This window comes from Bacillus sp. N447-1 (assembly GCF_022701035.1).
Taxonomy (GTDB): domain Bacteria; phylum Bacillota; class Bacilli; order Bacillales; family Bacillaceae_G; genus Bacillus_A; species Bacillus_A cereus.
Window position 1 is genome coordinate 4,160,901 of the sequence record NZ_CP065509.1, and the last position, 24,503, is coordinate 4,185,403.

Below are 24,503 nucleotides of genomic sequence, written 5' to 3' on the forward strand. Positions count from 1 at the left end.
CGTAAACGTCCGATTGGTAAAGGCTAATAATCAGTGGGGTGAACAAAATTCCCCACTGATTAAAGTTTCACTTTATAATAAATAGTAACATACCGTATACATACAAAACATGATCGTGAAATGAAGAATAAATTAGTGGAAAGGAGTGCCAGCATGTTTCATACAGAACGTTTACAAATTCGCAAATATACAATGGATGATTTACAGTTCTACGCTTCACTATGGGGGAACGAGAAGGTAATGCGTTATATTGGAAATGGGACATTAAAAACATATATGCAGTGTAAAAAAAGTCTGGAGGAATGGGTGATTCCTAGCTATAAAAACGGTCTCGGTTTATTTGTATTGATTGAAAAGGAAACGGGAACAAGAATTGGTCATGCAGGGCTGGTAAAGCAGAAGATAGATGGAAAAGAGGAAATTGAAATTGGTTATTGGTTACTTCCTCAGTATTGGGGAAAAGGGTATGCAAAAGAAGCGGCGGCAGCATTTCGTGACTATGGTTTCCAAGCATTACGAATGAATAAATTAATTTCTCTTATTAATCCGAATCATCCCGCCTCAATATTTGTTGCTAGAAAAACCGGGCTCAGCTATGAGAAAACAACGTCATTTCATGGAATCGATGTTCTAGTTTATTCTATTAAGCGTGTTGGATGAAAAAATTACTTTTTTAAAGGTAAATTGCATTTTTTGAAGAATGGTATATGAAAATAAAGGGAGGGGTTACATGTACATTTATCATAATGGACTTATTATTCGTGAGGGAACGAGTAGCGTACCAGCATATGCAATTAAAGCTTTGTTTGAAGATGCTGGTTGGAGTAATGATAATATCCCTTCTTGGCAAATTGAAAAATTTACGATAGCATTCGAAAATTCAACATGGGCTTTCACAATTTGGGATGAGGAAGAGATGGTTGCGATGGTTAGAGTCATTTCTGATGGAATTATGATTGCGAACATAGTAAATTTAGTTGTGAAGTGTGAATATAGAGGGAAGGGATTAGGTAAGAAGCTTGTAGCTCTTTGCCTGCAAAAACTTCCCCACGGTGATTGGTTTGCGCATACATCAGCGAACAATTTTGATTTTTATAGAAGTTGTGGATTTGAAGTTAGAGAGCTATCGAGAACTGGAACATGTGCGTATTATGGATACCAAGTCGCGAAAAGAGATGGTCACCGATAAATGAATGGAAAGTAAAAAAGTATAGCGAGGTAATTTTGAGACTTTTGATAATAGAGAATGGATTGAGGCTCGTTTTATGATAAAATAAAAGAAAATTCTGTTTATTATTAGGGGGATAAAAATGAGTGTAAAAGCTGGGGATGTATTCAAATATGAAAGAAGATTTACTGAGGAAGAAGTTTTTGAATTTGCAAATATTACCGGTGATAAAGGTAGACACCATGTGGAATACGATGAAAATGGAAGATTAATGGTTCATGGTTTATTGACTGCTAGCATTGGGACGAAAGTGGGAGAAGAGTTACATTACATAGCAAGAGAATTAGTAAGTGAGTTTATTAGACCAGTTTTCACAGGAGATACGATCACTTGTGAACTAACTTTAACAAATGTTGAGCAAATGGAAGGCTATCAAAAAGTTTCAATCGAGTCAGTTTATCGCAATCAGCATGAAAAGACTGTACTAGTTGGGACAAGTTATGGAATTATAAGGGGATAAAAAAGAAGCCTGTTTAACAGGCTTCTTTTTTTATTATTTAATAAACACGTTTTCGATTTTCCGCATAACTCGAGATGAGTAATAATGCAGTTTCTTCTCCTATATTACGAACAATATGAGGAACGCATGCATTCCATGAGAAAGAATCACCTTCTTCTACAATTGCAATATCCTCACCGTGCTGAACTTCTAATTTTCCGCGTAATACAAGGTGACATTCTTCCCCTTCATGGGCATTTGGTGAATTTTCTTTCGGGAATCCAGTAGGGATTTCTACTAAAGATAGGCGAAGGCCCCCTTGCTCCGCAACATGTTCAATTCTTTGCTCATCTTTGCCGTATACACTGTATTTCCGTTCTTCTTTTTTGACAATTTTTAATCGATCTTTTTGCTCTAACAATAAATAGGGAAGGGGAACGTTTAAAAAATTGGAGATCGTTTCTAAAGTTGAGATAGATGGTGATGTTTTATTATTTTCAACCTGACTCATAAATCCTTTAGAAAGACCTGTTCCCTCACAAATTTGTGCGATTGTTATGCCCCTACGTTGACGAATTTCACGTATTGCAGAACCAATATTCATAAAATCAAGCTCCTTTTTGTAAACAACTATTTGTATCATAGCAAAAAAAATATATTTTTTCCCAGTGAAAATGAATTGACGAATAAAAAAAATTAGTGTATGTTTTGTAATGTAAATAAAAGTTTTGTATAATAAAACTATAAAGGAGAGAAAGAAATGAATCAACATATTGGTAACTTAATTATTCGTATCGTGTTAGGGGTAACATTCTTCATGCACGGTTTAACAAAATTCCAATCAGGAATTGACAATATTGCAGGGTGGTTTACAAGCATTGGTTTACCAGGAGGACTTGCATACGGTGTAGCAACATTTGAATTAGTTGGAGGCCTATTATTAATTCTAGGTTTAGGTGTAAGATATATTGGATTATTATTTGCGCTTGTTATGGTTGGAGCAATCGTAAAAGTGAAATGGTCAGCTGGTTTATTGGGAGATGGAAAAAATCCTGGTTTCGAATTAGAACTTGCATTATTAGCAATGGGTGCATATTTATTTGTTGCAAAAGCTGATGGTTTTGTAGATAATTTCTTAAAAGAAAAAATGTCAAAGAAGAACTAATTTAAATGGGGGCTAACAAGATGAGTTTTCAACTTCATCCCGATACAACACTTGATGTTGTTCATTTATACGTATCTAATGTAAAGAAATCACTAGAGTTTTATACGGAAGTACTAAGTATGAAGGTGCTAAAAGAAGAAGAAGCAGTCGTTACATTTGGGAATGAAAATGATGAACCACTTCTTATCATTGAAGAAAAGAAAGAAGCTTTTCCGAAACAAAGAGGAAGAACAGGGTTATATCATTACGCAATTTTATTACCAAGTAGGCAGGATTTAGCGAATGTTCTTCGTCATCTTGTAGAGATGGTATATCCACTACATGGCGGAGCCGATCATTACTTTAGTGAAGCTCTTTATTTAGCTGATCCAGATGGAAACGGGATTGAAATTTATCATGATCGACAAAAAGAAGTTTGGCGTGATGAGAATGGAGAACTTCCATTTGTTAGTAACCCGTTAGCTGGTGAAGAATTATTACAGCAAGGAAGTACATGGAATGGATTTCCAGCTGGTACTGTGATGGGGCATATTCATTTCCATGTAGCTGATTTAGAGGAAGCGAAACGTTTCTATGTTGATGGTCTTGGTTTTGAAGTAACGATCCCAGCTCGTAATGGAGCGTTGTTCGTATCAGCAGGTGGTTATCATCACCATATCGGTTTAAATACGTGGCAAGGTGAAGGGGTACCACCGCAAATGCCAGGTTCTGTTGGTTTAAAATATTTCACAATTGTACTAGCGGATGAAAAACAAAAAGAGCAAGTATGTGAAAGCTTAAAAAATATTGGCAAGATTGCTACGTACAAAGATGGAATATTACAAGTCGAGGATCCATTTGGACATTGTATCCATTTCAAAATAAAAGGAGAAGCCTAAAAAGGCTTCTCTTTTTTATTTTCTTATAATTGCGTTTTCGTTTTGTAAAAATAGTTCATCAAATTGTTTTGCAAGCTCAAAATCTAGTTTCGTTAAACCTTTTGCATTCCAAGATGACAAAGTAATAATAACTGCTTTATACTGGATAAGGATAAATGGATGGTGATTATGTTCTTCTGATAGTTTGGCGGCTTCAGAGACAAATTCGACTCCTTTTAAGTAGTCGGAAAACATATATTTTCGTTCAATCCATTTCTCATCTTTTACCATCCATTTATCTACCTTCAATAATTCCTCGTGAACTTCTTCTTCAGTTAATCTTAGCATCATTTTTCACATCCTTTACTGGAAGTAACGCAAGACCATTGTTAATAAGGCGTGTTACAGCTTCGTCAGTTGTGAAAGTAGAAAGTTGATGTAGTAATGCTGCAGATGTTTCATGCCCTTTGTTATGCTCTAAAAGTAACTCTAATACTTCAAGGCGCAGCAACCATTCTTTCGCATAAAATTTATTTAATACTTCTTGAATTGCTACTAATTGATCGATATGCGCTTCGTGTAAAATCCCCTCACTTCGAATATCTCGAACTGTTTGATACATACGTTCAAGTTCATTCAGTACAAGTGGAGCAGGAATTTCTTGAACTTCTTCATCCATTGGGAAAAATGCTGCTGCATCTGCGGCACCTGGGAATACTGAAGTGATTTGTGAGCCAACAGCCATATCAAATGCGCCCCATGAAGCATCAAATAAAACGCGGGCGTTATAAGTAACTGTGCAATCGATAAAGGAAATAAGAGCAATTTTCTTATCGTTTTTTACAATATCTGTTACGGTTCCTTTTACATGAATACCACTTGCAAAAGTAAACTCAGCGATAGTTCCAATTGTAATTCCTAATGATTGTAGTTGTTCGTCTGTACAATTTTCTAATGCAATATTTTCAGTGAGTAATCCAATTGGTGTTCCAAATCCGTCACTGTGTACAGAAGTAGAATGATTCGCTAACTGTTTATTATGAAGTGCTAATGCCGTTGGCGAATTTGTTCGCATGTAAATTAATTCACCTGCATCGTTTTCAATTGTCTCGCTAAATGTACCTGTAATTTGTAATCCGCTATTTAGCTCAGCTGTTGCATAGTTCTCAGAGCGAATTGCTTTTTCTAAACCTTCTTTTCCACCTGTTTTAAAGGCCATTGTTTTAGAAAATGTTTCAAGCGCATCTGTTAATTCTTCAAAGGACTTGCAAACGAATAGTTGTGGTTGCATTTTTGTTACGTCATAAGTTGTCCCTGTACATGCTTCGATAGAAAATGGAACTTTTTCTACAGCGTCTGTTAAGCAATGTTTGCTTTCGCCAACAGAAGAAAGGAGACCAGCACCATATATTTTTGGATCATCTATATTTCCAATCAATCCATATTCTACTGTCCACCAGAAAAGACGTGAAATTTGTTCAGCTTCTGATAAACCAGAAACTAAGTTTTGTTTTTCAATTACAGCATTTTCAGCAGCCTTAACTTCATCAGGAGTAGAAGTAGGGCTTTCTTTTACTATCGTTAATGTACGAACAGCTTCAAATGCATCATGTTCTTCTTTTGTAGAGAAAGCTTTTGCACCAATTTGCCCAAAACGTTTCACATATTTTGCATATGTAGGATCAAGTAAAATCGGTGCGTGTCCTGCGGCTTCGTGTACGATATCTGGCGCTGGTGTGTACTCGATATTTTCTACTTTCCGAATATCTGTTGCGATCGGTAGTAATCCGTGTCCTTGGAAATCGAAGAATGCTACGCCGGGAATAAGTCCGTCAATCGTTACAGCACCCCAGCCACTTGGTGCCAAACACTCATTCATTTCTTCTACTTTTGGAATTGAATCTATATTAATACCAGATGATTGTAGTCCGTTCACATAGGCTGGATGAGCAACGTCTTTTAAGAAGCTATGATTTTGTCTCATAATATAACGCCACACAGCGTGATTCACCGGTGTGTATTGATCATAATGTTGTGTGGATACGAATGGTTTTAAATGTGATGGAATTTCTGTTTTCTTTGTCATTTAGACATCCTCCTTTTTTTCAATAAAATTGAATATCGATTTCGTATAGCTTGTATCACCTCCTTTCATTTTTGTAAGCGCTTATAAAATTTTATCATAAGATTCGGAATTATTTAACATCTGTTTCTGTGAGAAATAGAAAAAGCCCCTATCGGAAAGTCCGATAGGGGCGAAAGAATCGCGGTACCACCCTATTTGTAAGTGAAAATATACTTACATCTCAATTAATGATAACGGAAAAATTCCGTCTTTTCCTTCATGCATAAAAGCACTACGAAAAAGAAGCTCCAGAATTGTAATTCATACTTATATATGTGCTAATTTCCACCGACCATTAGCTCTCTGTAACAGGGATATAAGATACTACTGCGATTCTTTCAACGCGTATATATGAAATTGTGTAAGAGGATGGACGCAAAAAAGTCCCTATCGGAAAATCCGATAGGGACGATAAAAATCGCGGTACCACCCTATTTGTAAACAACTAATTGTTTACCACTCACTTTACGATAACGGAAAGATCCGTCTTTCTCTTCATGCATAAAAAGCATTACGGGAAAGAAGCTCCAGAATTGTAATTCACGCTTGTATATGTACTGATTCGCACCAACCATCAGTTCTCTGAGACAGTGATATAAGTCGCTACTAGTATTCCTTCAAAGCCGATATATAATTCGTTCAACTAAACTATGTTTTGTATTATAAAACTATATTAAAAAAATTGTCAACAAAATTTTTTTATCCTGTGTTAATGAGCAGTAAAATTCCTACCTCAAAATTCGGTTGGAGTAAAGAAGTGAGAGGGGAGATTAACTGCCCGTAACTCCCGATTGGTGAAGGCTAATAATCAGTGGGGATGAACGAAATCTCCACTGATTAGAGTTTCACTTTATTTCACTTCTAAATTAACAGTTAAATTAGAGGTATTGCCAGCTGCATCAGTTGCTACAATGTGAATAGTATTTTTTCCTTCTTGTAATTGAGTACGATCGAAATAAATGTCATAACTTTTCTCCCAAGGGTTCAGGAATGCCTGGTCCCATACACCATTTCCGTTAATTTCATATTGCATTCTCACTGGAATACCAGGTGCTATCCAACCAGATTCTGACATCCAATCTAGTAGAATATCATCAACTTTTCCTTTAATTACGAGATTTTCTTGGTCAACTTCGTATGTTAACTTAGGTGCAGTTCGATCAAGAAATACAGCAGCTGTTTGTTTTGTTTCTCCGCCAGAATTAGAAGCAACTGCTTCGATTTGATATAGCCCGTCAGCTAAAGGAGTGCCATCGGCTTTTGTACCATTCCATTTGAAAGGTTTGTATCCAGGAGTTGCATTTTTAGCTTGATGGATAATCCCTTGATACGTTACACGTTCTTTCGTAACTAAATTTGCATGCAATGTGACATCATCCACAGGCGCAACTAAATAGTAGTTGATGAGATTATCATCTAGTACGTGGTCGCCATTTGGGCTAAAAGTAGAATTAATAATTTCAAGTCCATCGATACGTTTATAATCTTTAGGATCGATACTAAATGTGAATGGAATTCGAATTTCTTCTTTTGCCCCTTGTTCTTTTACATATACATTTCCAGTATACACACCTTGTGGTAGTGAGCTATCTACATTGATAGTAAATGGTTTTTCGGTACTACTATTTGGTTGTATGCTAATCGATGAAGGGACAGAAGCTCTTACTTTTGTGTTTGCATCTAGTAATTCCACACGAGTTGAAAAACTTTTCTTTTTACTAGAAAGGTTTTGTAATGTAACATTTTGCGTCAGTTTTACTTTTCCGCTATTGGGCTTAATAAGACCGAAGCTGACATTGTTAGGTTTTACTAATACATTTGTTTGAGCTGCTTTCGGAATGTTAATTAAACCAGATCCTTGTGCCATAACAGGGTATGCATTTTCATTGACATCATGTAATGTTTTGGCATTGTTGGCAAGAGCCGCTTTCAATTGTTCTGTCGTCCAATCAGGATGCATTTGACGCAAGAGGGCAACCGCTCCAGCTACTTGCGGAGCAGCCATACTTGTTCCGTTATGCGATTCATAGCCGCCTCGCGGTACTGTACTAGTAATTTGTACTCCAGGTGCAACAACATCAGGCTTTATTAGCCAACTTCCTTGTGATGGTCCTCTTGAACTAAAGTTACCGATAAGTTCTGTTTGCTTTGGTTGTCCAATTTTTATATTTTTCTTTCGTTTTGTAATTAAAGTTTTTAATTCTTCCCCATTTGTATTTGATAATTGCATTACTGGGACAGCTAGATGTTCACGTGAAAAATATTCCGGCATCATATTAATTTCTTTTTCGCTAGAGATTAATAACACACCAAGTGCACCAGCTTGCTTCGCTTGTTCTGCTTTTACTAATGTACTAGAAGTACCTTGTAAAATAAGTGCGAATTTCCCTTTCACATCTTGTTTTGCATAATCACTTGGATTGCCATAACCAACATATACAAGAGGAGAATCATTTCCTATTGGAAAATCGGATTTTGATAATGGTAACCCTTGATATGTTTTGCTGGAACCAGTTACTTGGAATGTTGGAAACGGGATAGAAACCGTAGATGCTCCAACAGAAATGACACTACTTGCGTTACCGGGAGCATCAACAGACCAAGGTTTTGGTCCGTCATTTCCATTTGAAACGACAGCAGTAACACCAAGTTTCGCTGCCCGTTCTAACGTTAATGTTACAGGCTGATCAGGTACATTTAAATCCTGCCCAAGGGAGAGGTTTAACACATCCGCACCATCTTGAATTGCTCGCTCAATTCCTTGGATAATATCATCTGTTGTACCAGTTCCACCGTCATTCATTACACGATAGGCTAGAATAGAAGCGTTTGGAGCAACGCCTTTAATTTTTCCGTTACCCGCAATAATTCCAGCTACATGAGTACCATGTACGTTACCATCCATTGGATCGTTATCTTCATCAACCGTGTCATATCCACCGATATAATTTGCCTTTAGGTCAGGGTGTGTATAGTCTACGCCAGAGTCGATAATGGCTACTTTCATGCCTTTTCCATCAAGCGGTTTGCCAGATGGATCTTTTAAATTCCACGCTTCAGGTGCACCAATTGTCGGTCCACCGATATTTGGTGCTTCTTCGTTAGTAGCACTTTTTGATGTTTCATGCAATTTATATGTTAAGTTCGGATAGACTGCTTTTACTTCAGGTAAAGAGGCAAGAGAGGTAATTTGATCTCCAGGAATTGAAATAGAGAATCCGGAAAATAACGTATTATACACTTCTTTAATTTTTGCACCAGGTGCTTTTTCTTTTATTTTCTTAGTCGTATCTTCTTGTGCTTTTTTGAGCTCAGCATGATAAGACTGTGCATTACTATTTTGTAAATCTGGAGCATGCTGAATATTACTTTGAGCAGCGAGAGGTGCATGTTGTAATTCTACAATTACTGATATTTCTTTTGTTGTTTTCGTTTCAACATTTTGAGCGATTTTATGTTCTCCCCACTGTTCAATCGTTGTTTTTAATTGTGGACTAAATTGCTTCTCCTTTTGTAGTGATTCAGCATGAGCACTTAAAGCTCCAAAACTAGAAAAGACAAGCGCCATGCTTAATAGTGTAGATGTAGTTTTTTTCATTGATACTCCCCCTAATAAAAAGTGCCAATATTCAGAAATAAAATCTTGCATTTTAGTTAGAAATTATACATATAAATGTTGGCTAAACTATACTTTCGACATAATTCATACCAATCCTCTATGGATTGAAAATTTCTTGGGAAATTTTTTCTGATTATGTCGAATCGATATTTTTCACATATTGTAGGGATAAAGTGAGGAATGCTATGAGGGAAATGGAGTGATGGTATGAAAAGGCTAATAGTACGTAGTAGTGTAGTGTTGTTTATGTTTTTATGTTCTATCACTATTACTAGTGCAGAAAATAATAGTGTGAAAGTTGCTTTTATTCGTCATCATAATCTTTGGATTAAAGTTGATGGGAAAGAAATACAGATTACAAAAGGAGAGTACATAACAGGGCCGAAGTGGTCATATGATGGGGAGTGGCTAGCGTATGTAAAAGGGAAGAAACAAAGTATTCTTGAGTTATATCGGTTGAAAGATGGAAAGAAAGTTACGCCGTTTCACTCAGAAGCATCGAATTATCAATGGTCACCAACAGAAAATATAATTGCATTTATATTTACAGGTACATTACATACATTTGATGTAGAAAAAAAGAATACAGATTTTGAAAATGTATCGGCAGGTGTAGGAGATTATGCATGGTATCCTGATGGAAAGAAGTTTTTTGTATCCTCTGAAGCACACTTACTTCCAACAGGATGGACAGGGGCTCAGCTATATGAAGTGCAAAAAGATGCACATATGAATCCTCACAAAATGAAGCATTTGTATGCATTACCAAATGAACATGATGATTTCCTAGCATTAGTTGCAAGTGGCTTTCAGTGGTCGCCAGATCAAAAGTGGATTTCATTTTTAGCAGTACCGACAGCTTCATGGTCAGCTGATAGCAATACGCTTTGCTTAGTTCGTGCAGATGGTAGTCGTTTTGAAAAGGTAGATCAAATGTTATTAAACACACAATGGTTCAAATGGGCGCCAGCCAACAATATATTGGCCTATATTGAAGGAAGCGGGAGAGTTGCATTAGAGAATAAACATTTGAAAGTAAAAGAATTGCCAGCACTTCAGCAGAACACATTTACACCGAAAGGATATGTCGATTGGGATTTTACATGGAAGAATGATAACGTAATTATCGTTTCACGAGCAAAAGAGGCGGGAATAGAAACTCCACCAGAAAAAAGACCACTACCATCTTTATATGAGATCGATAGTACAAGCGACGAACAACATCGAATCACAAAGCTACCTCATAGGCAAGGAGATTATCATCCGCTCTTCATGAATAAGAGTAATCAATTAATATGGATACGTTCAGACCGTAAGAAAGCGGATGTATGGCTTGCTCATAAGGATGGAAAGCATGAAATGAAGTGGATTGAAAATATAGATGTACCAGAATGGTATTATGAGAAATGGAATTGGGGAAATGTTATCTCGGTAAAAGAAGAATAAAGAACTGCCTAAAAGATTGTTTTAGGCAGTTTTTTACTGTTATTTATGTGTTTTATTTGGCTTTTTTTTCGCTGGGTTTCCGTTCCCTTGGCGCTTTCTATTTTGTTCATCTTTTGCTTGTTTTTCATGTAGTGTATCTAAAAATTCATTCGAGTTACTCATGTTTATATCTCTCCTTTCATTTTGTCATGATTACTATAACCATTTAGGAGGATAATCATGAGTTAGAAGTTAGGCACTTAATTTTCTTCGATAATGTAAGTAAAATATTCCATACATAACAAATAGCATGAGTAAAACTTGTAACTCTACATTTTCTTTTAAAATAGCTGCGATAGTGTCTGGTAAGTACGGTGATTTATCGTTTGTGCTTAAACCTAACCATTTATTTAAGAGGCTAATGGTACAAAACATAAAAACACCGGACCAGCTTGCCGTAATTGCTTTTTGCTTAATTTTTGTTTCACGTTCATCATCTGTAATCCAAGGATTAGCAGTTTTATCCCGCATTAACGGGCAGTAAGACCCCCACCTCAAAATTCAGCGGAGGCAAAGAAGTTAGGTGGGGATCAACTGTCCGTAAAAGCCCGATTGGTTCAACTAATAATCCGTGGGGGGATGAACAAAACCCCCACGGATTAAAGTTTCACTTTATCACTACTAAAAAATCCATTTATGTATCCCCATATAATCATTCCAATTAAGATGGTTATCCATTTTATATTTTTGATTCACTTCTCCCTTGTAAAAAGTGTTTTACATATCAGTTTTTCATATAGCAGGAATAAAGTATGAGATAGGGAAGAAATATGTAAGAGGATTTCATAATGAGAGGAGGAAGGGGATGAAAATCGTCTTTGTTCGGCACGGGGAAGGAGAACATACAAGGGATTTGCCATCAAGTTTAAAAGTGCTTCATCCGCCATTGACGGATGAAGGAAGGAATCAGGCTAAATTACTTCAATGCAATGTGCCATTACAAGAGGCGGATATATTAATTGCTAGTCCTACACTTAGAACTTTGCAAACGGCGACAATATGGAGTGCGAAAGTTGCTTGTCAAAAAATCGTTCATCCATATGTATCTCCGCGTATTTTTCCTTATCGAGAAGAAGCGAGAACATTACCGTGCGATTATATAGTAGATCAGGGAATGATAACAAAGTTATTTCCGCATTTTTCGATAGAGAAAAGCTCAAATAATCAGTTATGGAAGGAAGGTATAAACACTATTTCAGAGAATAGTTTTCAGCAAATAGTAGATAAATTTCTTCTTTGGTGTTATGAACTGGGTGCGGAAAGAATTTGCATTGTATCTCACGATGGAACAATTACAGCATATAGGCAATATTTACAGAAAGTCGTTTTAACTAGATCAGATTTTTTGAAAGAAACGGGCATATATGAAATGGATTTATCCCATAAAATTCTGATTGATAAGGGCTGATTATAGGATGGGGGTTGTATGTTGAATGTTGCACTAGTAGTTGGTTTTAATTCGGATTTAGAGGCGCAATCAATCCGAGCATCTCTTGAATATTTTGGTGCAAGGGTTGTGACATATTGGATTGGTAGACCGAAAGATTTTGTGGAAGTTCTTTCTGGAAAGAACTTATTTAACGATATTAATTATATTATTTTTTGATTTCATGGTGAAGAAGGGAAGTTTGTCATGGAAGAGTTAGGCGAAGAAGTATATGAACAAGATGAACCGAGAGGGTATTTTGGTACAGAAGAAATTTATAAATATGCAAAATTGCATAATACACATATTGTAAATAGCGGGTGCACGTTAGGGGAGCAAAATCTAGCAAAGTCTTTTTTACATAGTGGTGCGAAATCATATATTGGATCGATTGATTATGTAGATGGAAATGCAGCACTTATGTTTACTATACGCTTATTTTATGGGGTTATTAACCATGGGAAAACGTTAGAAGAAGCCTTTCAAGAAGCGAGTTTAATTGATGAGGAGACACATACATTTCGATTCTATAATTAGTGTGAAACACGTTTATTCTATATTCGAATAAACGTGTTTCACATTTAACTCACATTTTTTTTACATTTTTTTCAATGAAAATGGTTATCACTTGTGGTATGATATGTTCAAGTTTTTACAGGTAATAAAAGTTACTATATAAACGTTAGTTTTTAATGTTTCATACGCATGTCACAGATTATTCATAATTAACGTTTAAAAAATAAGTAACTAATGTTATTATATTATCTGTAACTAACTTAATTACAACTTTAGGAGGAAGATATGGTTATTCAATTTTTAAGAGAAAACAAAGCAGTTTCTTTTGCATTAGCAGTAATTCGAGTATATCTTGGTTACACATGGTTAATGGCTGGAATCGGTAAACTACAAGGAAAAGGATTCGATGCAACAGGTTATTTGCAAGGGGCAATTGAAAAATCTAAAGGTGCACAACCGGCTGTTCAATCTTGGTGGGCATCATTCTTACAAGAATTTGCAATTCCAAATGTAGATTTGTTTAATACACTTGTAACATGGGGAGAAATTTTAGTCGGAATTGGTTTAATTGTAGGCTGTTTAACAAAAACAGCGGTCTTTTTTGGTCTTGTAATGAACTTTTCCTATATGTTTAGTGGGTCAATTGGTGTGAACCCTGAGATGGTTATCTTATCTATGTTTGTTCTTGTTTCCGGTATGAACGCTGGGAAATTTGGAATGGATGGCTTCGTTATCCCGAAAGTATTAGGATCAAAAACTCCAAAACGCCAAAAGCAAGCTGCTTAATATATGAAAACGGGTATCTCATTTTGAGATACCCGTTTATGTTATTTTTCAACTTTAATCGGATTGTTCTTAAAGAAATCTTTTACATACCCGACAAATTCTTGTGGTTCTTGGCGAAATGGTGCATGATAACCTTTTTCAATAATATGTAAAGTGCTATTTTTTAAGAATTGATGATACGTTTCTCCTTCTTTCCAGGAAACGCTACTATCATTTCTGCCCCATATAATTAAAGTTGGCTGTTTTATTTCATTTGCATTAATTTTAAGACGTCTAGGCCATAATTTCATTTTATTATAATGCTCTTCATCATTACGTTTGAATTTCACTTTGCTTTCATCATAATCTGTAATAGAAGAAACGGCATTTAAATCAGTCGACAATTGTGGTTTTGGTGAGCCTTGTTTAGTAACGAATGTATGAGGGCCACCTGTAGCATCAGTTAAAATAAGGTGAGAAACTGCTTCAGGATATAAATATGTTAAATTTAGAGAAATTTCTCCCCCCATGGAATGCCCCAGTATTGCGAATGAATCATACCCTAGTTTTTTCATTAATTTATAATACAAATTTGCATGAGTTGGAAAAGAATAATAAAAATCCATTGGCTTAGATGAGCGCCCGAATCCTAAAGCATCTACAGAAATAATTGTATGATCTTTTGCTAAATCGGAGTAAATCTTTTGAAAACCATCTGATGACCCTCCAAAGCCATGAATCATAAGTAAAGGTGGTTTTTCATTACCAATCTTTTTAAAGTAAATGGTTTGACCATCTATTTCTACCATTTTTTCCTCGGTAGCTAGTTTCGCTGTAATTGTATTTTTAACTTGTTTTACTTGTTCTACTGGCTTTTCTGCTGCACTACATCCTACTAATAGTGTAAGAGTAAGACAACCTACCATAAAATAGCTAAATCGCTTCAATTAGGTGTCTCCTTTCTAACATAACGCTGTATCTATCATAGCAAATAGCATATTACGATTTCCAGGAAGTTGGCTACCATTTTTTATCATAAGAGGTGAAAGGAGCGTTTCTTGGAAATTTTCTGTTTGAAGAAATTGACGAAATGTAAATTGTGAGTGTGGAACATCAATTCGTACTATACCATTCCAACATTCACATATCTTTTTTAATAATTGGATAGCATCTTCTTCTTGCTTGGCGATAAGTGGATTGATACATAATATATTGCCCTTTTGTATGCATAATGAAAAAGCTTCTATACAGTTATTTCTTTCAATTTTAAAAGAGTATACGGCCCTTGGTAATAGCAAAGAGTAAAGTAGAGAACGATTCATACCAGTTGCAATTTGATCCAGAGAAGTAAGAGATATAAGGTCTTCTTCTTGTACTTGTTGTAAGTGAGAAGGATACGTCTTAATAGTCTGCTTTTCAAAACGATGAATCGTTGTTGCTGTTTGAAATCCACATGATGTGTATAGAGGTTCGCCAGCTTTTGTCGCAATAAGTGCAATGGGTTGTTTTGGATGAATTTGTTCCAAGCAATGATTTAGCAACATGCGCCCTAATCCGCGTCCTTGAAAATTAGGGTGAACGATTAACATACCAATGGAAGCGAAGTTACTTGGAAAGGGAAATACTCCTCCAGTCGCAATGAGTTTGTTTTCATGAATGTAACCTACAAGTGTGCCGATAGAAAGATACATTTCGAATTGTTTTTTCATAAAAATTTCATCGTGTAACCATCCAACAGATTTGCAAAGATTAAGTAATTCAAAAATAAAAGACTCATTTAGCTTTACTATTTTCATAAAGGCTCACCGCATTTCTATTTATTTTCATAAAAATAGAGTCAAAATGTAAAAAAAGAGATTTACGTTAAATGAAATCCAACTTGTTTATATTTAAATTGTAAAGGGCGGGATGATTGATACAAAAAGACAAAGTTATACAAATTATAACTGATATTTACATAAGTTAACAAAAAATTTACATACAGCTAATTTTCTCTTAATAGTCTTCCATTAAATTTGATAGTGGGAAATGAATAACCTAATTAGGGGGACAAGACAGTGAAAAAGTTTGTGAAAAAAGCATGGCCATTTGCAGTTGTGGCATCATTAGCAGTTACTTCGGTAGCAACATGGAATTTTACTCGTTCTAGTGAGGTTAATGCAGATGAGAACGGAAGCAATGCAAAGATTAAAAATGTTATCGTATTAATTGGGGATGGTATGGGCCCTTCATATATGACGGCTCACCGTTATATGAAAGATAATCCAAAAACCTTTGAAATGGAATCTACAGAATTTGATAAGCATCTTGTAGGAACACAAAAAACATACCCAGAAGATGAACATGAAAATATTACAGACTCTGCATCGGCAGCAACAGCTATGTCAGCAGGGATTAAAACATATAATGCTGCAATTGCAGTTGATAATGATAAAGCGGAAGTGAAAACAGTTCTTGAGCAAGCGAAAGAAAAAGGGAAATCAACGGGACTCGTTGCAACTTCTGAAATTACACATGCAACACCAGCTGCTTTCGGTGCGCATGACATTAGCCGTAAAAATATGGACGCAATTGCAAATGATTATTTTGATGAGAAAATTAAAGGGAAGCATAAAGTAGATGTTATGCTTGGCGGCGGCGTAAAGAACTTTGTTAGAAAAGATCGTAATCTTACAGAAGAGTTCAAGAAATCTGGTTATAGCTATGTAACGGATCGAGATCAATTGTTAAATGATAAAAATGATCAAATTCTTGGTTTATTTGCACCAGGTGGATTAGATAAAATGATTGACCGTAATGAGAAAACACCTTCATTAGAAGAAATGACTAATGCAGCAATTGAGCGTTTGAACAAAAATAAAAATGGTTTCTTCTTAATGGTGGAAGGAAGTCAAATCGACTGGGCTGGACATGATAATGATATTGTTGGTGCAATGAGTGAAATGGAAGACTTCGAAAAAGCTTTCAAAGCAGCGATTGAGTTTGCGAAAAAAGATAAAAATACGTTAGTTGTTGCAACGGCAGATCACGCTACTGGTGGATTATCTTTAGGTGCCAATGGCGAGTATAACTTTAAAGTAGATCCAATTAAAGCTGCAAAGCGTACACCAGACTTTATGGCAAATGAGATTGCAAAAGGTGCAAATGTAGAAGAAACATTGAAAAAGTATATTGATTTACAATTAACTCCAGAAGAAATTCAAGCTGTAAATGATATAGCTCCTTCAAAAGATGTAACAAAGATTGATAATGCAATTGAAGATATTTTCAATAAGCGCTCGGTTACAGGCTGGACAACGGGTGGACATACAGGGGAAGATGTGAACGTATATGCATTTGGTCCAGGTAAATACTTGTTCTCTGGCGTTCAAGAGAATACAAATATAGCGAAACGTGTCTTTGATATTGTTGGCGGCGGCGATCCGAATAAAGGAAGACGCTAATTAAGAGCGAAAGTGAGGCGAAATGCCTCACTTTTCTTTTTAGGAGTTGGGAATATGAAAAATTTATTTAGGAAATTAAGATTCCTTTTAGTATTTGTAGTATTACTAGTTGGATGTCAACAAGAAGAGAATAATGTAGAACAAAAATCTACTACTAAAAAAACTGAGGAAAAGGTACAAATAACAAAAGAAGAAGAGAGATCTATTCAAGATGTTATTCATACATTTGTGCGAACGACGAATGAAAAAAATCTTGCAGAACATATGGAGTTATTTTCAAAGAAGATGCCTAGTGCTGAAGACTTAAAAACACAAAAAGAAGCCGCATTTCAAAAGGGAAATAAGAAAATTGAATTGGAACATATAGATATGAAAGTTAGTAAAGTAGGGTATGTTATTGTTGAAACGAAAGAAAAGGAAGTAGACGACAGTATCACTCTTCAAAAAAAAGTACAGTATGCCCTTGGAAAAGAAGAGGATAAATGGAAGATTGAAGAGGTTCGAACAATAGAGAAAAAATAACGTGAAACTTTAATAAGTGTAGGAGTCGTACTTCCCAAAATGGTAGAAAAAAGGTTCTCATTGGCGAGAACCTTTTTTTATAGTGGTAGCATAATTTGATTTGAGCATGCCTCAATATCATCAATATCTTGACGGATTGTGGCCATTTTATTATCAAGATCTTCAGCTTTCATTGCTGCATCATGTAGTTCATCTTTTAAATACTCCGGTATTTTCCCTTCATATTTATAATAAAGTTTGTGTTCTAAACTTGCCCAAAAGTCCATTGCTAGTGTACGTAACTGAATTTCTGCAAATACATCTTTTGTACCAGAATTTAGTGATAAAGGGTATTTAATAATCATGTGTAAACTTTTATATCCGTTTCGTTTTGGGTTAGCGATATAATCTTTTACTTCTATGACTTCCATATCTTCGCGTTTTTGAATGACTTCTTTCAAATGATAGATATCTTCTACGAAGCAACATGTAATACGAATACCAATAATATCTTGTAAATGTGTTTGAGCGTTTTCAACTGTTGGTAATAAGCTTTTGCGCTCTAGTTTTTTAATAATACTTTCAGGTTGTTTTAGTCTTGTTTTTATATGTTCAAACGGGTTGTAATCCTCTAGAAATTGAGCTTCCCGGTTCATAATTTCAAATTTAGTTTTTAACTCTTCTAAAGCAAATGTATATGGTAATACAAAAGCTTTCCAGTAGTTAACTGTTGATTGATTATATTCCATTTATATACACACCTTTTCCTATTTGCAAGTGAGGTCGTTATTATACTAAATACCAAATCATATAAGCGCAAGCAGCAAATGATGAGATCATAAAGCGATATTTAGTTTTCATACTTTCAACTCCTTTCGAGTAAGATTTTATATAAATAAACGTGATTGTTAATAAGTTCACTATGTACAGTTTCTATAGTAATAGATTCGTGTGAATTTCGTATGAACTAATTGTTTCAGCTTTTTGTCTTTTTGCTGTTAATCATAATTATTATTCGGATTTAAAGTGTTTTTATTTGATTTATCTATTTGTATAAATTAATGTATATTTGAATTTATAGTTATTGAGGAGGATATATGGTGAACTTTGAAGAATTAGCAATTGCTAGACGTTCTGCAATGAAATTTATACAAGGTATAGAAATCCCTAATGAGGATTTTAAAAAAATATTTGAGTTAACTAAGCTTTCTCCATCTTGCTATAATTTGCAGCACACACATTATGTTGTAATTCGTGATCAAGAGCGAAAAGAAAGATTAAAAGAATTAGCTTTCGGTCAATATAAAGTATCGAGTGCATCAGCGGTAGTGCTCGTTTGTGGTGATAAAAAAGCATACCAAAATGTTGAAAATATTTACTTCGGTATGAAAGTTTTAAAAATGATTGATGAATGTGAATATGAAGATACAATTAGGCAAACGAAAGGTTTATATGAAGGAAAAGGAGAGCGTTTCATGGAGGATGAAGCGATTAGAAATGCTTCGTTAAGCGCGATGACTTTTATGTACGCAGCTAAATATTATGGCTATGATACATGTCCAATGATTGGTTTCGATGAAAAAGCAGTACAAAGTGAATTAAATATGCCGGAGCATATAGTACCTGTTTTAATGATTACGATCGGAAAAAGTGATATGACTAAAACTCGCCCACGAGGATATCGAAAGCCGATTAGTGAATTTGTTACATACGAATCGTTTTAATAACGTGAAACTTTTAATTAGTGGGGGTCTTACTGCCCGTTAATGCGGGAGAAAATTGATTTAACTATAAAAACAAGGGGATTCTAAATGGAATCTTCTTGTTTTTGCAATTGACAAATAGAATGAAGTTTTATAATATATAAATCGTAATCATTACGTTTTAGTTGCGATCTTTGAAAGAAAGGAGAATTAAATATGCGTGTAAATATTACATTAGCTTGTACGGAGTGCGGCGATCGTAATTACATTTCTAAGAAAAATAAACGAAACAATCCAGAACGCATCGAACTAAAAAAATATTGTCCACGATTAAAGCGAGTAACGTTACATCGTGAGACGAAGTAAAAGACTAGAGATATCTCTAGTCTTTTTTTTATAGTTCCTTGGTTTTGTTTGTTATAATTACCTTAAAATGTAATAAAGGGAGCGGTATGATGAATCAAAAAGATAAGGAAAGAAAAGAGCGAGTGGCTCATATTATTAACATTTCAGATGAATATAGTCTTGTTGTAGATGATCAAGAAGGGGTTGATGACCCGTATCATCTATTATGGTGGGAGCATAAAGAGGATCAGGAGAGAACGATACAAATTACATTGAATAGACATACTGGTAATTTAATTGAATTTAGGATAGATGATGGAAATTATTTTTCGAGTGATAAGGAAGTTATAGAGGAGAATAGGGTAAGAGAGATTGCAAATGTATTTATAAAAAAACATGTGGAAGAAGGATTAGAGTTTTATACATATGTAACTATCCAGGATGATTGGCGTGGCTGGAAAGAAATAAATTATATGCAAGAAGTAAATGGATATCCATTACCGGATACAGGATGTGTGGTGCAAGTGCATCCTTCAGGGAATGTTGTGAATTTTCATTATAACGGACGAGAAAGCATAAAAGAAAAGCCGTTATGGCCAAGTGAGATTGTTGAGGAGAATATCGTTTTAGACAACTTAAAGGCCAAACAAGATATGAGGCTTGTATTTGTAGATTTAACACATTCTTTATGTAAATATGAAAATGGAGAAGAAGTAAAAGGGTACCACCTTGTGTATGTACCAGAACCTAGTCATGTATTTATTGATGCAAGTACAGGTAAAGATTTATTTGGACCAGATCATTATAAATTACCGCCAACAGTGGCTGTTAGAAAACAAAAAAAGGGTAGCCAACAAGATGATGTATTCGATTTATTTGACTGGGATAAAGAAAGTTTTACAAAAGTAGTTGAGACGGAAAATGATGATGAAATAAGGATGAAATTTGTTCCGAAAGAGGAATTACAAAAACAGAAAGAAGAAAAGAATCCATATTTAATGAATGAATTCTTTAACAAGCATTTACCGATGTTGAAATATAATAATTTAGTTAGCGTTACAATTGATAAATTAACCAATGAATTAACTGGTTTTATAAAACTGACAGATGATAAAGAAGTAAAGCAAATACTGTCTAGAGAGGAATGTTTACAAAAAGCACTTCAATTTTTAGAACGAGTTATTCCAGATATCAAACAATATCTGCGTCTTTGGGAGGAACGGGAAGCAGAAGAAGATGGGATTGAAAGATTTATCTTTTCTGTATATATAAATGATATTCTGGCAGAGTATAACCAATTTATGATCAACATCAATGCAGAAAATGGTGCTGTTATGCACTACTCGGGGGAGTCTAGCAACTTTATAAAAAAATTACTTACATATGAAACAACACCAAAAGTAACAAAAGAAAAAGCGTTAGAAATATACAGAGCGGCTATCCGAGTTAAATTAGAATGGTTTGTAGATCATGATGCAGAGGAAACGAAATACAAACTACTGTACAAACAAACGACAGATGAAAAATATAAAGAACCTTTTGATTGTAGTCGGGAAATTCGTTATATTGATGCCCAAACTGGGAGAAAGATTTGGAGTAAGTAAAATAAAAAGAGTTATTTTCTTTGAAAAATAACTCTTTTTATTTTTATAATTTGCCTGTTCGCTTTTCAAAAGTAAATGTGATAGGAAGATTGGAATGAGAACTATCACTTTTAAATATTACTTTCCATTCTTTAGTATGGGCTTTAATTTCAAAATTAAGAAGATTTATCGCTCTACGTTTATCTATTTCTAAAAACATATTATGAATTTCTGGTTCTTGTTGTAAATTAAGAGCCTTTAGTGTGACTGTAAATGTGAAAAAATTCTGCCCTTCATATACTATTTTTGATATTTTTGTTTTTTGTGTATTTAACAGCACATAAAAACGGTCTGATGGAGTTAATTGTACAGAGTCATCAGTAATTTCATTCTCGTTATTATGAAGTTCAACTAAGAAAGATGTACTATGGGAAGAATCTTTTTTGCTTGTAATCTGTAATTCAGTAGGAATCATCGGTATTTCATAAAAGTCATTCCTTATTATGTTATTGTAATCCTCTGAAAATTTACGGACTTCTTTTGGAAAAGAGTCTTCTTGTGTACTTAAAAAAGTTTTATGTTGCTTTGGAATTTTTTACTAAAATTTAATGTTTCTTTAAAGTAATAATTGGATCCAGTTAAAAATAAAAACTACAAATTAATAAAAAATTCGATACAGATTTTGAAAATGAAAGAACAATAGTATACATGTAATAATTCCAATTACATAGAAAATAAAGATAAGTAGTTCTAGTTTTGAGTGAAACGAGAAACCATAGTTATGAAAAATTTTATTCCAGTTATAATTTGAGCTCCAAAAATAAAGAAATTCCAAATTGAAAAAATAATAAATCAGGCCCTCTTTTAATAACAAAAGTAATGAACGAAATGAAAAGTAAAAATACTCCTAAATAAATTGTTACATTTAATAATCGTTCTAATGTAATCATGAATAATGTCCCCTTTAATAGCATATTCATATATAAATAACAATTTTATATAATTATAATATAACAATAAATTATTTTAAATGTTGGAAGTGTTGAGTTTTATAAATAAACTGTACAGACACAAACAACCTCACGCCCACATACACATAATAAAGACCACTATTTTGGCGGAGGTGAAAGGTTTGAGTCTATTCGCCGCAATTGGATATATGGTTCGAGAAGTGTTTGTCTTTGTTTCTTATGTGAAGAATAATGCGTTCCCGCAGCCGTTATCATCAGATGATGAGAGAAAGTACTTAGAGTTAATGGAGCAAGGTGATGCTCAAGCGAGAAATCTTTTAATTGAACATAATTTACGGCTTGTAGCTCATATCGTTAAAAAATTTGAGAACACAGGAGAAGATGCAGAAGATTTAATTTCAATTGGTACGATCGGGCTCATTAAAGCGATCGAGAGCTATTCTGCTGGAAAGGGAACGAAGCTTGCGACGTATGCAGCACGCTGTATTGAAAATGAAATTTTGATGCATTTACGTGTACTAAAGAAAACGAAAAAAGATGTTTCACTTCATGATCCGATCGGGCAAGATAAAGAGGGCAATGAAATATCGCTTATTGATATATTAAAATCAGAGTCTGAAGATGTAATTGATATGATTCAGCTTAGTATGGAGTTAGAAAAAATTAAAGAGTATATCGATATTTTAGACGAAAGAGAAAAAGAAGTGATTGTGAAACGTTTTGGACTTGGGCTAGATAAGGAGAAAACACAGCGGGAAATCGCTAAGGCGCTTGGTATTTCTAGAAGCTACGTATCACGGATTGAAAAGCGTGCTTTAATGAAAATGTTCCACGAGTTTGTAAGGGCAGAGAAAGAGAAAAAAGCGAAAGAGTAAAGTGTATTAGAAGCAGCCATATTTAAAATGGGCTGCTTTTCTTATTGTAAATAAGAAAAGAAAACGCGTTATGCTAAGAAGAAATACATGTTCACTGTTGAAAATGACGGATTCTATCTGTAATATTAGAAGGTGCTAAATAATTTAAGAATAATACCATACTTAGTTTTCTGTATGTATAATAAGGCTGCTTTATATGATATGTGGGAATAAGAACCAATTTTACATATGATATAGAAAGAAAAGAAGGGAAAACTAAAGTTATAGACTGATTAGGGGGTTTCGCAATTTGCGACGTACATTATATCGACTTATGATAGAACTTACAAATGGTTGCTTTACTTCTTATATATTACGTAAATTTGCACAATCTCGTTTGAGCTCTATCATTATTCCATCGTATGCGAAAGTTTTTCAAATTAATCAAGATGAGATGGAAAAGGGTTTGAAGGAATATAGAACATTGCATGAATTATTTACGCGTAAGCTAAAAGAAGGAAAGCGTAGTATTGATACAGATGCATCGAGTATCGTTAGTCCTGTTGATGGTGTTTTTGCAGATCAAGGTCCTATTGAGGATACAAAAACATTTGATATTAAAGGAAAGCGCTATTCAATTGTGGATATGCTAGGTAATGAAGAACGTGCAACGCGATATGCAGGCGGTACATATATGGTAATTTATTTGAGTCCAAGTCATTATCATCGCATTCATAGTCCGCTTTCTGGTTCTGTGACTGAAAGATTTGTACTCGGTAGAAAATCATATCCGGTAAATGCAGCTGGTATGGAATACGGGAAAGAACCACTGTCAAAAAATTATCGTTCTGTTACAGAAGTAAGCAGTGATGGCGAGCATATGGCTCTTGTAAAAGTAGGTGCCATGTTTGTTAATAGTATTGAGCTTTTGCATGAGAGAGACACTGTTCAAAAAGGTGAAGAAATGGCATACTTTACATTTGGTTCAACAGTTGTGTTATTGTTTGAAAAAGATATGATAGAAGTAGTGCAGGAATTAAAGAGTGGACAAGAGCTTCGTCTTGGTCAAAAAATAGCTACTCGCTTAGCTCATAAATAAAGAAAAGCTTTTATAACCGTAAGTAAGAGTTATGGGCAAAGATACTTAATGATGAAATCCCCTAGATGGGAGTACTTGTTTATTCGAGAGCCATCGTAGGATGGCTCTTTTTACAGGGCATCCAATAAATTATCCTTTAACTGTTTAATTGGTAAGGGCTGATTAAACTTTCACTTTATATGTAATCAAGATGATTTGACAAGCTTGTCCTCTAATGAGCGTCTAATGATTTCTTGTTTTATAAGTAAAATGAAGTCGGGATTTAATTTTAGTTCTTTTGCTTTATAATAAGACTCAGTGAGTAACTCAGTGGATAACTGTTCCATATGTTTTGTTTTCAAGGTGAGTCACCTCCTAATAATATAAGGATTGATTCGTT

At 34.7% G+C, this 24,503-nt stretch carries 25 protein-coding genes, 2 pseudogenes and 2 other annotated features; of the genes and pseudogenes, 16 read left to right on the forward strand and 11 right to left on the reverse strand.

Going from position 1 to position 24,503, the window contains the following annotated elements:
* The first annotated feature begins 120 nt into the window (after positions 1–120).
* The 3 genes from IQ781_RS21095 to IQ781_RS21105 all read left to right on the forward strand — a co-directional run bounded on the left by IQ781_RS21095 (position 121) and on the right by IQ781_RS21105 (position 1,688).
* Positions 121–660 carry a GNAT family N-acetyltransferase gene (locus IQ781_RS21095; protein WP_139846659.1) on the forward strand — a complete coding sequence of 180 codons (540 nt, stop codon included), beginning with the start codon at positions 121–123 and terminating at the stop codon, positions 658–660.
* 70 nt (positions 661–730) lie between these two features.
* Positions 731–1,189, forward strand: coding sequence for a GNAT family N-acetyltransferase (locus tag IQ781_RS21100; protein WP_139846660.1), 459 nt, complete (start codon positions 731–733; stop codon positions 1,187–1,189).
* 121 nt (positions 1,190–1,310) lie between these two features.
* Positions 1,311–1,688, forward strand: coding sequence for a hotdog family protein (locus tag IQ781_RS21105; RefSeq protein WP_088025451.1), 378 nt, complete (start codon positions 1,311–1,313; stop codon positions 1,686–1,688).
* Between the two features lie 37 nt (positions 1,689–1,725).
* Here the strand turns inward: IQ781_RS21105 and IQ781_RS21110 are convergent, their stop codons facing one another.
* Positions 1,726–2,271: a helix-turn-helix domain-containing protein gene (locus tag IQ781_RS21110; RefSeq protein WP_001020693.1), complete on the reverse strand. Its 546-nt coding sequence runs from the start codon at positions 2,269–2,271 to the stop codon at positions 1,726–1,728.
* 156 nt (positions 2,272–2,427) lie between these two features.
* Here IQ781_RS21110 and IQ781_RS21115 point away from each other — a divergent pair, with 156 nt between their 5' ends.
* Positions 2,428–2,832, forward strand: a complete 405-nt coding sequence (locus tag IQ781_RS21115) for a DoxX family protein (RefSeq protein ID WP_001071553.1) — start codon at positions 2,428–2,430, stop codon at positions 2,830–2,832.
* A 20-nt stretch (positions 2,833–2,852) separates the two neighbouring features.
* On the forward strand, positions 2,853–3,710 hold the full coding sequence (locus IQ781_RS21120) for a VOC family protein (protein WP_000009840.1): 858 nt from the start codon (positions 2,853–2,855) through the stop codon (positions 3,708–3,710).
* A 15-nt stretch (positions 3,711–3,725) separates the two neighbouring features.
* On the opposite strand, the gene IQ781_RS21125 is transcribed toward IQ781_RS21120, so the two are convergent.
* The 3 genes from IQ781_RS21125 to IQ781_RS21135 all read right to left on the reverse strand — a co-directional run bounded on the left by IQ781_RS21125 (position 3,726) and on the right by IQ781_RS21135 (position 9,412).
* Complete coding sequence (locus tag IQ781_RS21125) at positions 3,726–4,040, reverse strand: 4a-hydroxytetrahydrobiopterin dehydratase (protein WP_000979538.1); 315 nt, start codon at positions 4,038–4,040, stop codon at positions 3,726–3,728.
* Positions 4,021–5,775, reverse strand: a complete 1,755-nt coding sequence (locus IQ781_RS21130; protein WP_000163213.1) for an aromatic amino acid hydroxylase — start codon at positions 5,773–5,775, stop codon at positions 4,021–4,023. The genes IQ781_RS21125 and IQ781_RS21130 overlap by 20 nt, the downstream gene beginning before the upstream one ends.
* 162 nt (positions 5,776–5,937) lie before the next feature.
* Positions 5,938–6,165 (reverse strand) — a binding site (T-box leader).
* Between the two features lie 50 nt (positions 6,166–6,215).
* Positions 6,216–6,444 (reverse strand) — a binding site (T-box leader).
* Positions 6,445–6,664: 220 nt separating this feature from the next.
* Complete coding sequence (locus IQ781_RS21135; RefSeq protein ID WP_139846661.1) at positions 6,665–9,412, reverse strand: S8 family peptidase; 2,748 nt, start codon at positions 9,410–9,412, stop codon at positions 6,665–6,667.
* Between the two features lie 228 nt (positions 9,413–9,640).
* Between IQ781_RS21135 and IQ781_RS21140 the strand changes: the two genes are divergently transcribed.
* Positions 9,641–10,879 (forward strand): eIF2A-related protein, encoded by a 1,239-nt coding sequence (locus IQ781_RS21140; RefSeq protein ID WP_000825713.1) that lies wholly within the window; start codon positions 9,641–9,643, stop codon positions 10,877–10,879.
* 39 nt (positions 10,880–10,918) lie between these two features.
* Here the strand turns inward: IQ781_RS21140 and IQ781_RS21145 are convergent, their stop codons facing one another.
* Together IQ781_RS21145 and IQ781_RS21150 are read right to left on the reverse strand one after the other, a co-directional pair.
* A complete protein-coding gene (locus IQ781_RS21145) occupies positions 10,919–11,041 on the reverse strand; it encodes a DUF4023 domain-containing protein (RefSeq protein ID WP_000071866.1) in 123 nt (40 codons plus the stop codon).
* 69 nt (positions 11,042–11,110) lie between these two features.
* Positions 11,111–11,389, reverse strand: a complete 279-nt coding sequence (locus tag IQ781_RS21150; RefSeq protein WP_002164427.1) for a hypothetical protein — start codon at positions 11,387–11,389, stop codon at positions 11,111–11,113.
* Between the two features lie 334 nt (positions 11,390–11,723).
* On the opposite strand from IQ781_RS21150, the gene IQ781_RS21160 reads away from it, so the two are divergent.
* From IQ781_RS21160 to IQ781_RS21170, 3 genes and pseudogenes are all read left to right on the forward strand, one after another.
* The gene (locus tag IQ781_RS21160) at positions 11,724–12,326 is read left to right on the forward strand and encodes a histidine phosphatase family protein (protein WP_000706238.1); all 603 of its coding nucleotides are present in this window, start codon (positions 11,724–11,726) and stop codon (positions 12,324–12,326) included.
* 18 nt (positions 12,327–12,344) lie between these two features.
* Positions 12,345–12,881: pseudogene (locus tag IQ781_RS21165) on the forward strand (delta-aminolevulinic acid dehydratase).
* A 264-nt stretch (positions 12,882–13,145) separates the two neighbouring features.
* Complete coding sequence (locus tag IQ781_RS21170) at positions 13,146–13,646, forward strand: DoxX family protein (RefSeq protein ID WP_000236592.1); 501 nt, start codon at positions 13,146–13,148, stop codon at positions 13,644–13,646.
* Positions 13,647–13,687: 41 nt separating this feature from the next.
* Here the strand turns inward: IQ781_RS21170 and IQ781_RS21175 are convergent, their stop codons facing one another.
* Positions 13,688–14,572 (reverse strand): alpha/beta fold hydrolase, encoded by an 885-nt coding sequence (locus IQ781_RS21175; protein ID WP_139846662.1) that lies wholly within the window; start codon positions 14,570–14,572, stop codon positions 13,688–13,690.
* 15 nt (positions 14,573–14,587) lie between these two features.
* Positions 14,588–15,421: a GNAT family N-acetyltransferase gene (locus IQ781_RS21180; RefSeq protein ID WP_000706687.1), complete on the reverse strand. Its 834-nt coding sequence runs from the start codon at positions 15,419–15,421 to the stop codon at positions 14,588–14,590.
* A 261-nt stretch (positions 15,422–15,682) separates the two neighbouring features.
* Between IQ781_RS21180 and IQ781_RS21185 the strand changes: the two genes are divergently transcribed.
* The gene (locus IQ781_RS21185; protein WP_000714912.1) at positions 15,683–17,068 is read left to right on the forward strand and encodes an alkaline phosphatase; all 1,386 of its coding nucleotides are present in this window, start codon (positions 15,683–15,685) and stop codon (positions 17,066–17,068) included.
* 54 nt (positions 17,069–17,122) lie between these two features.
* The gene (locus IQ781_RS21190; protein WP_000792894.1) at positions 17,123–17,590 is read left to right on the forward strand and encodes a hypothetical protein; all 468 of its coding nucleotides are present in this window, start codon (positions 17,123–17,125) and stop codon (positions 17,588–17,590) included.
* 77 nt (positions 17,591–17,667) lie between these two features.
* Here IQ781_RS21190 and IQ781_RS21195 read toward each other — a convergent pair whose 3' ends face one another.
* The gene (locus tag IQ781_RS21195) at positions 17,668–18,318 is read right to left on the reverse strand and encodes a GTP pyrophosphokinase (protein WP_000456230.1); all 651 of its coding nucleotides are present in this window, start codon (positions 18,316–18,318) and stop codon (positions 17,668–17,670) included.
* Positions 18,319–18,666: 348 nt separating this feature from the next.
* On the opposite strand from IQ781_RS21195, the gene IQ781_RS21200 reads away from it, so the two are divergent.
* From IQ781_RS21200 to IQ781_RS21210, 3 genes are all read left to right on the forward strand, one after another.
* Positions 18,667–19,293, forward strand: coding sequence for a nitroreductase family protein (locus IQ781_RS21200; protein ID WP_000245983.1), 627 nt, complete (start codon positions 18,667–18,669; stop codon positions 19,291–19,293).
* A gap of 195 nt (positions 19,294–19,488) precedes the next feature.
* Positions 19,489–19,638 (forward strand): 50S ribosomal protein L33, encoded by a 150-nt coding sequence (rpmG, locus tag IQ781_RS21205; protein ID WP_001265617.1) that lies wholly within the window; start codon positions 19,489–19,491, stop codon positions 19,636–19,638.
* Between the two features lie 86 nt (positions 19,639–19,724).
* Positions 19,725–21,221: a YcdB/YcdC domain-containing protein gene (locus IQ781_RS21210; RefSeq protein WP_212104921.1), complete on the forward strand. Its 1,497-nt coding sequence runs from the start codon at positions 19,725–19,727 to the stop codon at positions 21,219–21,221.
* Positions 21,222–21,264: 43 nt separating this feature from the next.
* Here IQ781_RS21210 and IQ781_RS21215 read toward each other — a convergent pair.
* Positions 21,265–22,150: pseudogene (locus IQ781_RS21215) on the reverse strand (hypothetical protein).
* A 182-nt stretch (positions 22,151–22,332) separates the two neighbouring features.
* Here IQ781_RS21215 and sigK point away from each other — a divergent pair.
* Both sigK and IQ781_RS21225 read left to right on the forward strand, forming a co-directional pair.
* A complete protein-coding gene (gene sigK, locus IQ781_RS21220) occupies positions 22,333–23,046 on the forward strand; it encodes an RNA polymerase sporulation sigma factor SigK (RefSeq protein ID WP_000051382.1) in 714 nt (237 codons plus the stop codon).
* Positions 23,047–23,335: 289 nt separating this feature from the next.
* Positions 23,336–24,124, forward strand: coding sequence for a phosphatidylserine decarboxylase (locus IQ781_RS21225; protein WP_139846665.1), 789 nt, complete (start codon positions 23,336–23,338; stop codon positions 24,122–24,124).
* Between the two features lie 185 nt (positions 24,125–24,309).
* Here the strand turns inward: IQ781_RS21225 and sda are convergent, their stop codons facing one another.
* A complete protein-coding gene (gene sda, locus IQ781_RS21230) occupies positions 24,310–24,465 on the reverse strand; it encodes a sporulation histidine kinase inhibitor Sda (protein WP_000850094.1) in 156 nt (51 codons plus the stop codon).
* Positions 24,466–24,503: the final 38 nt, after the last annotated feature.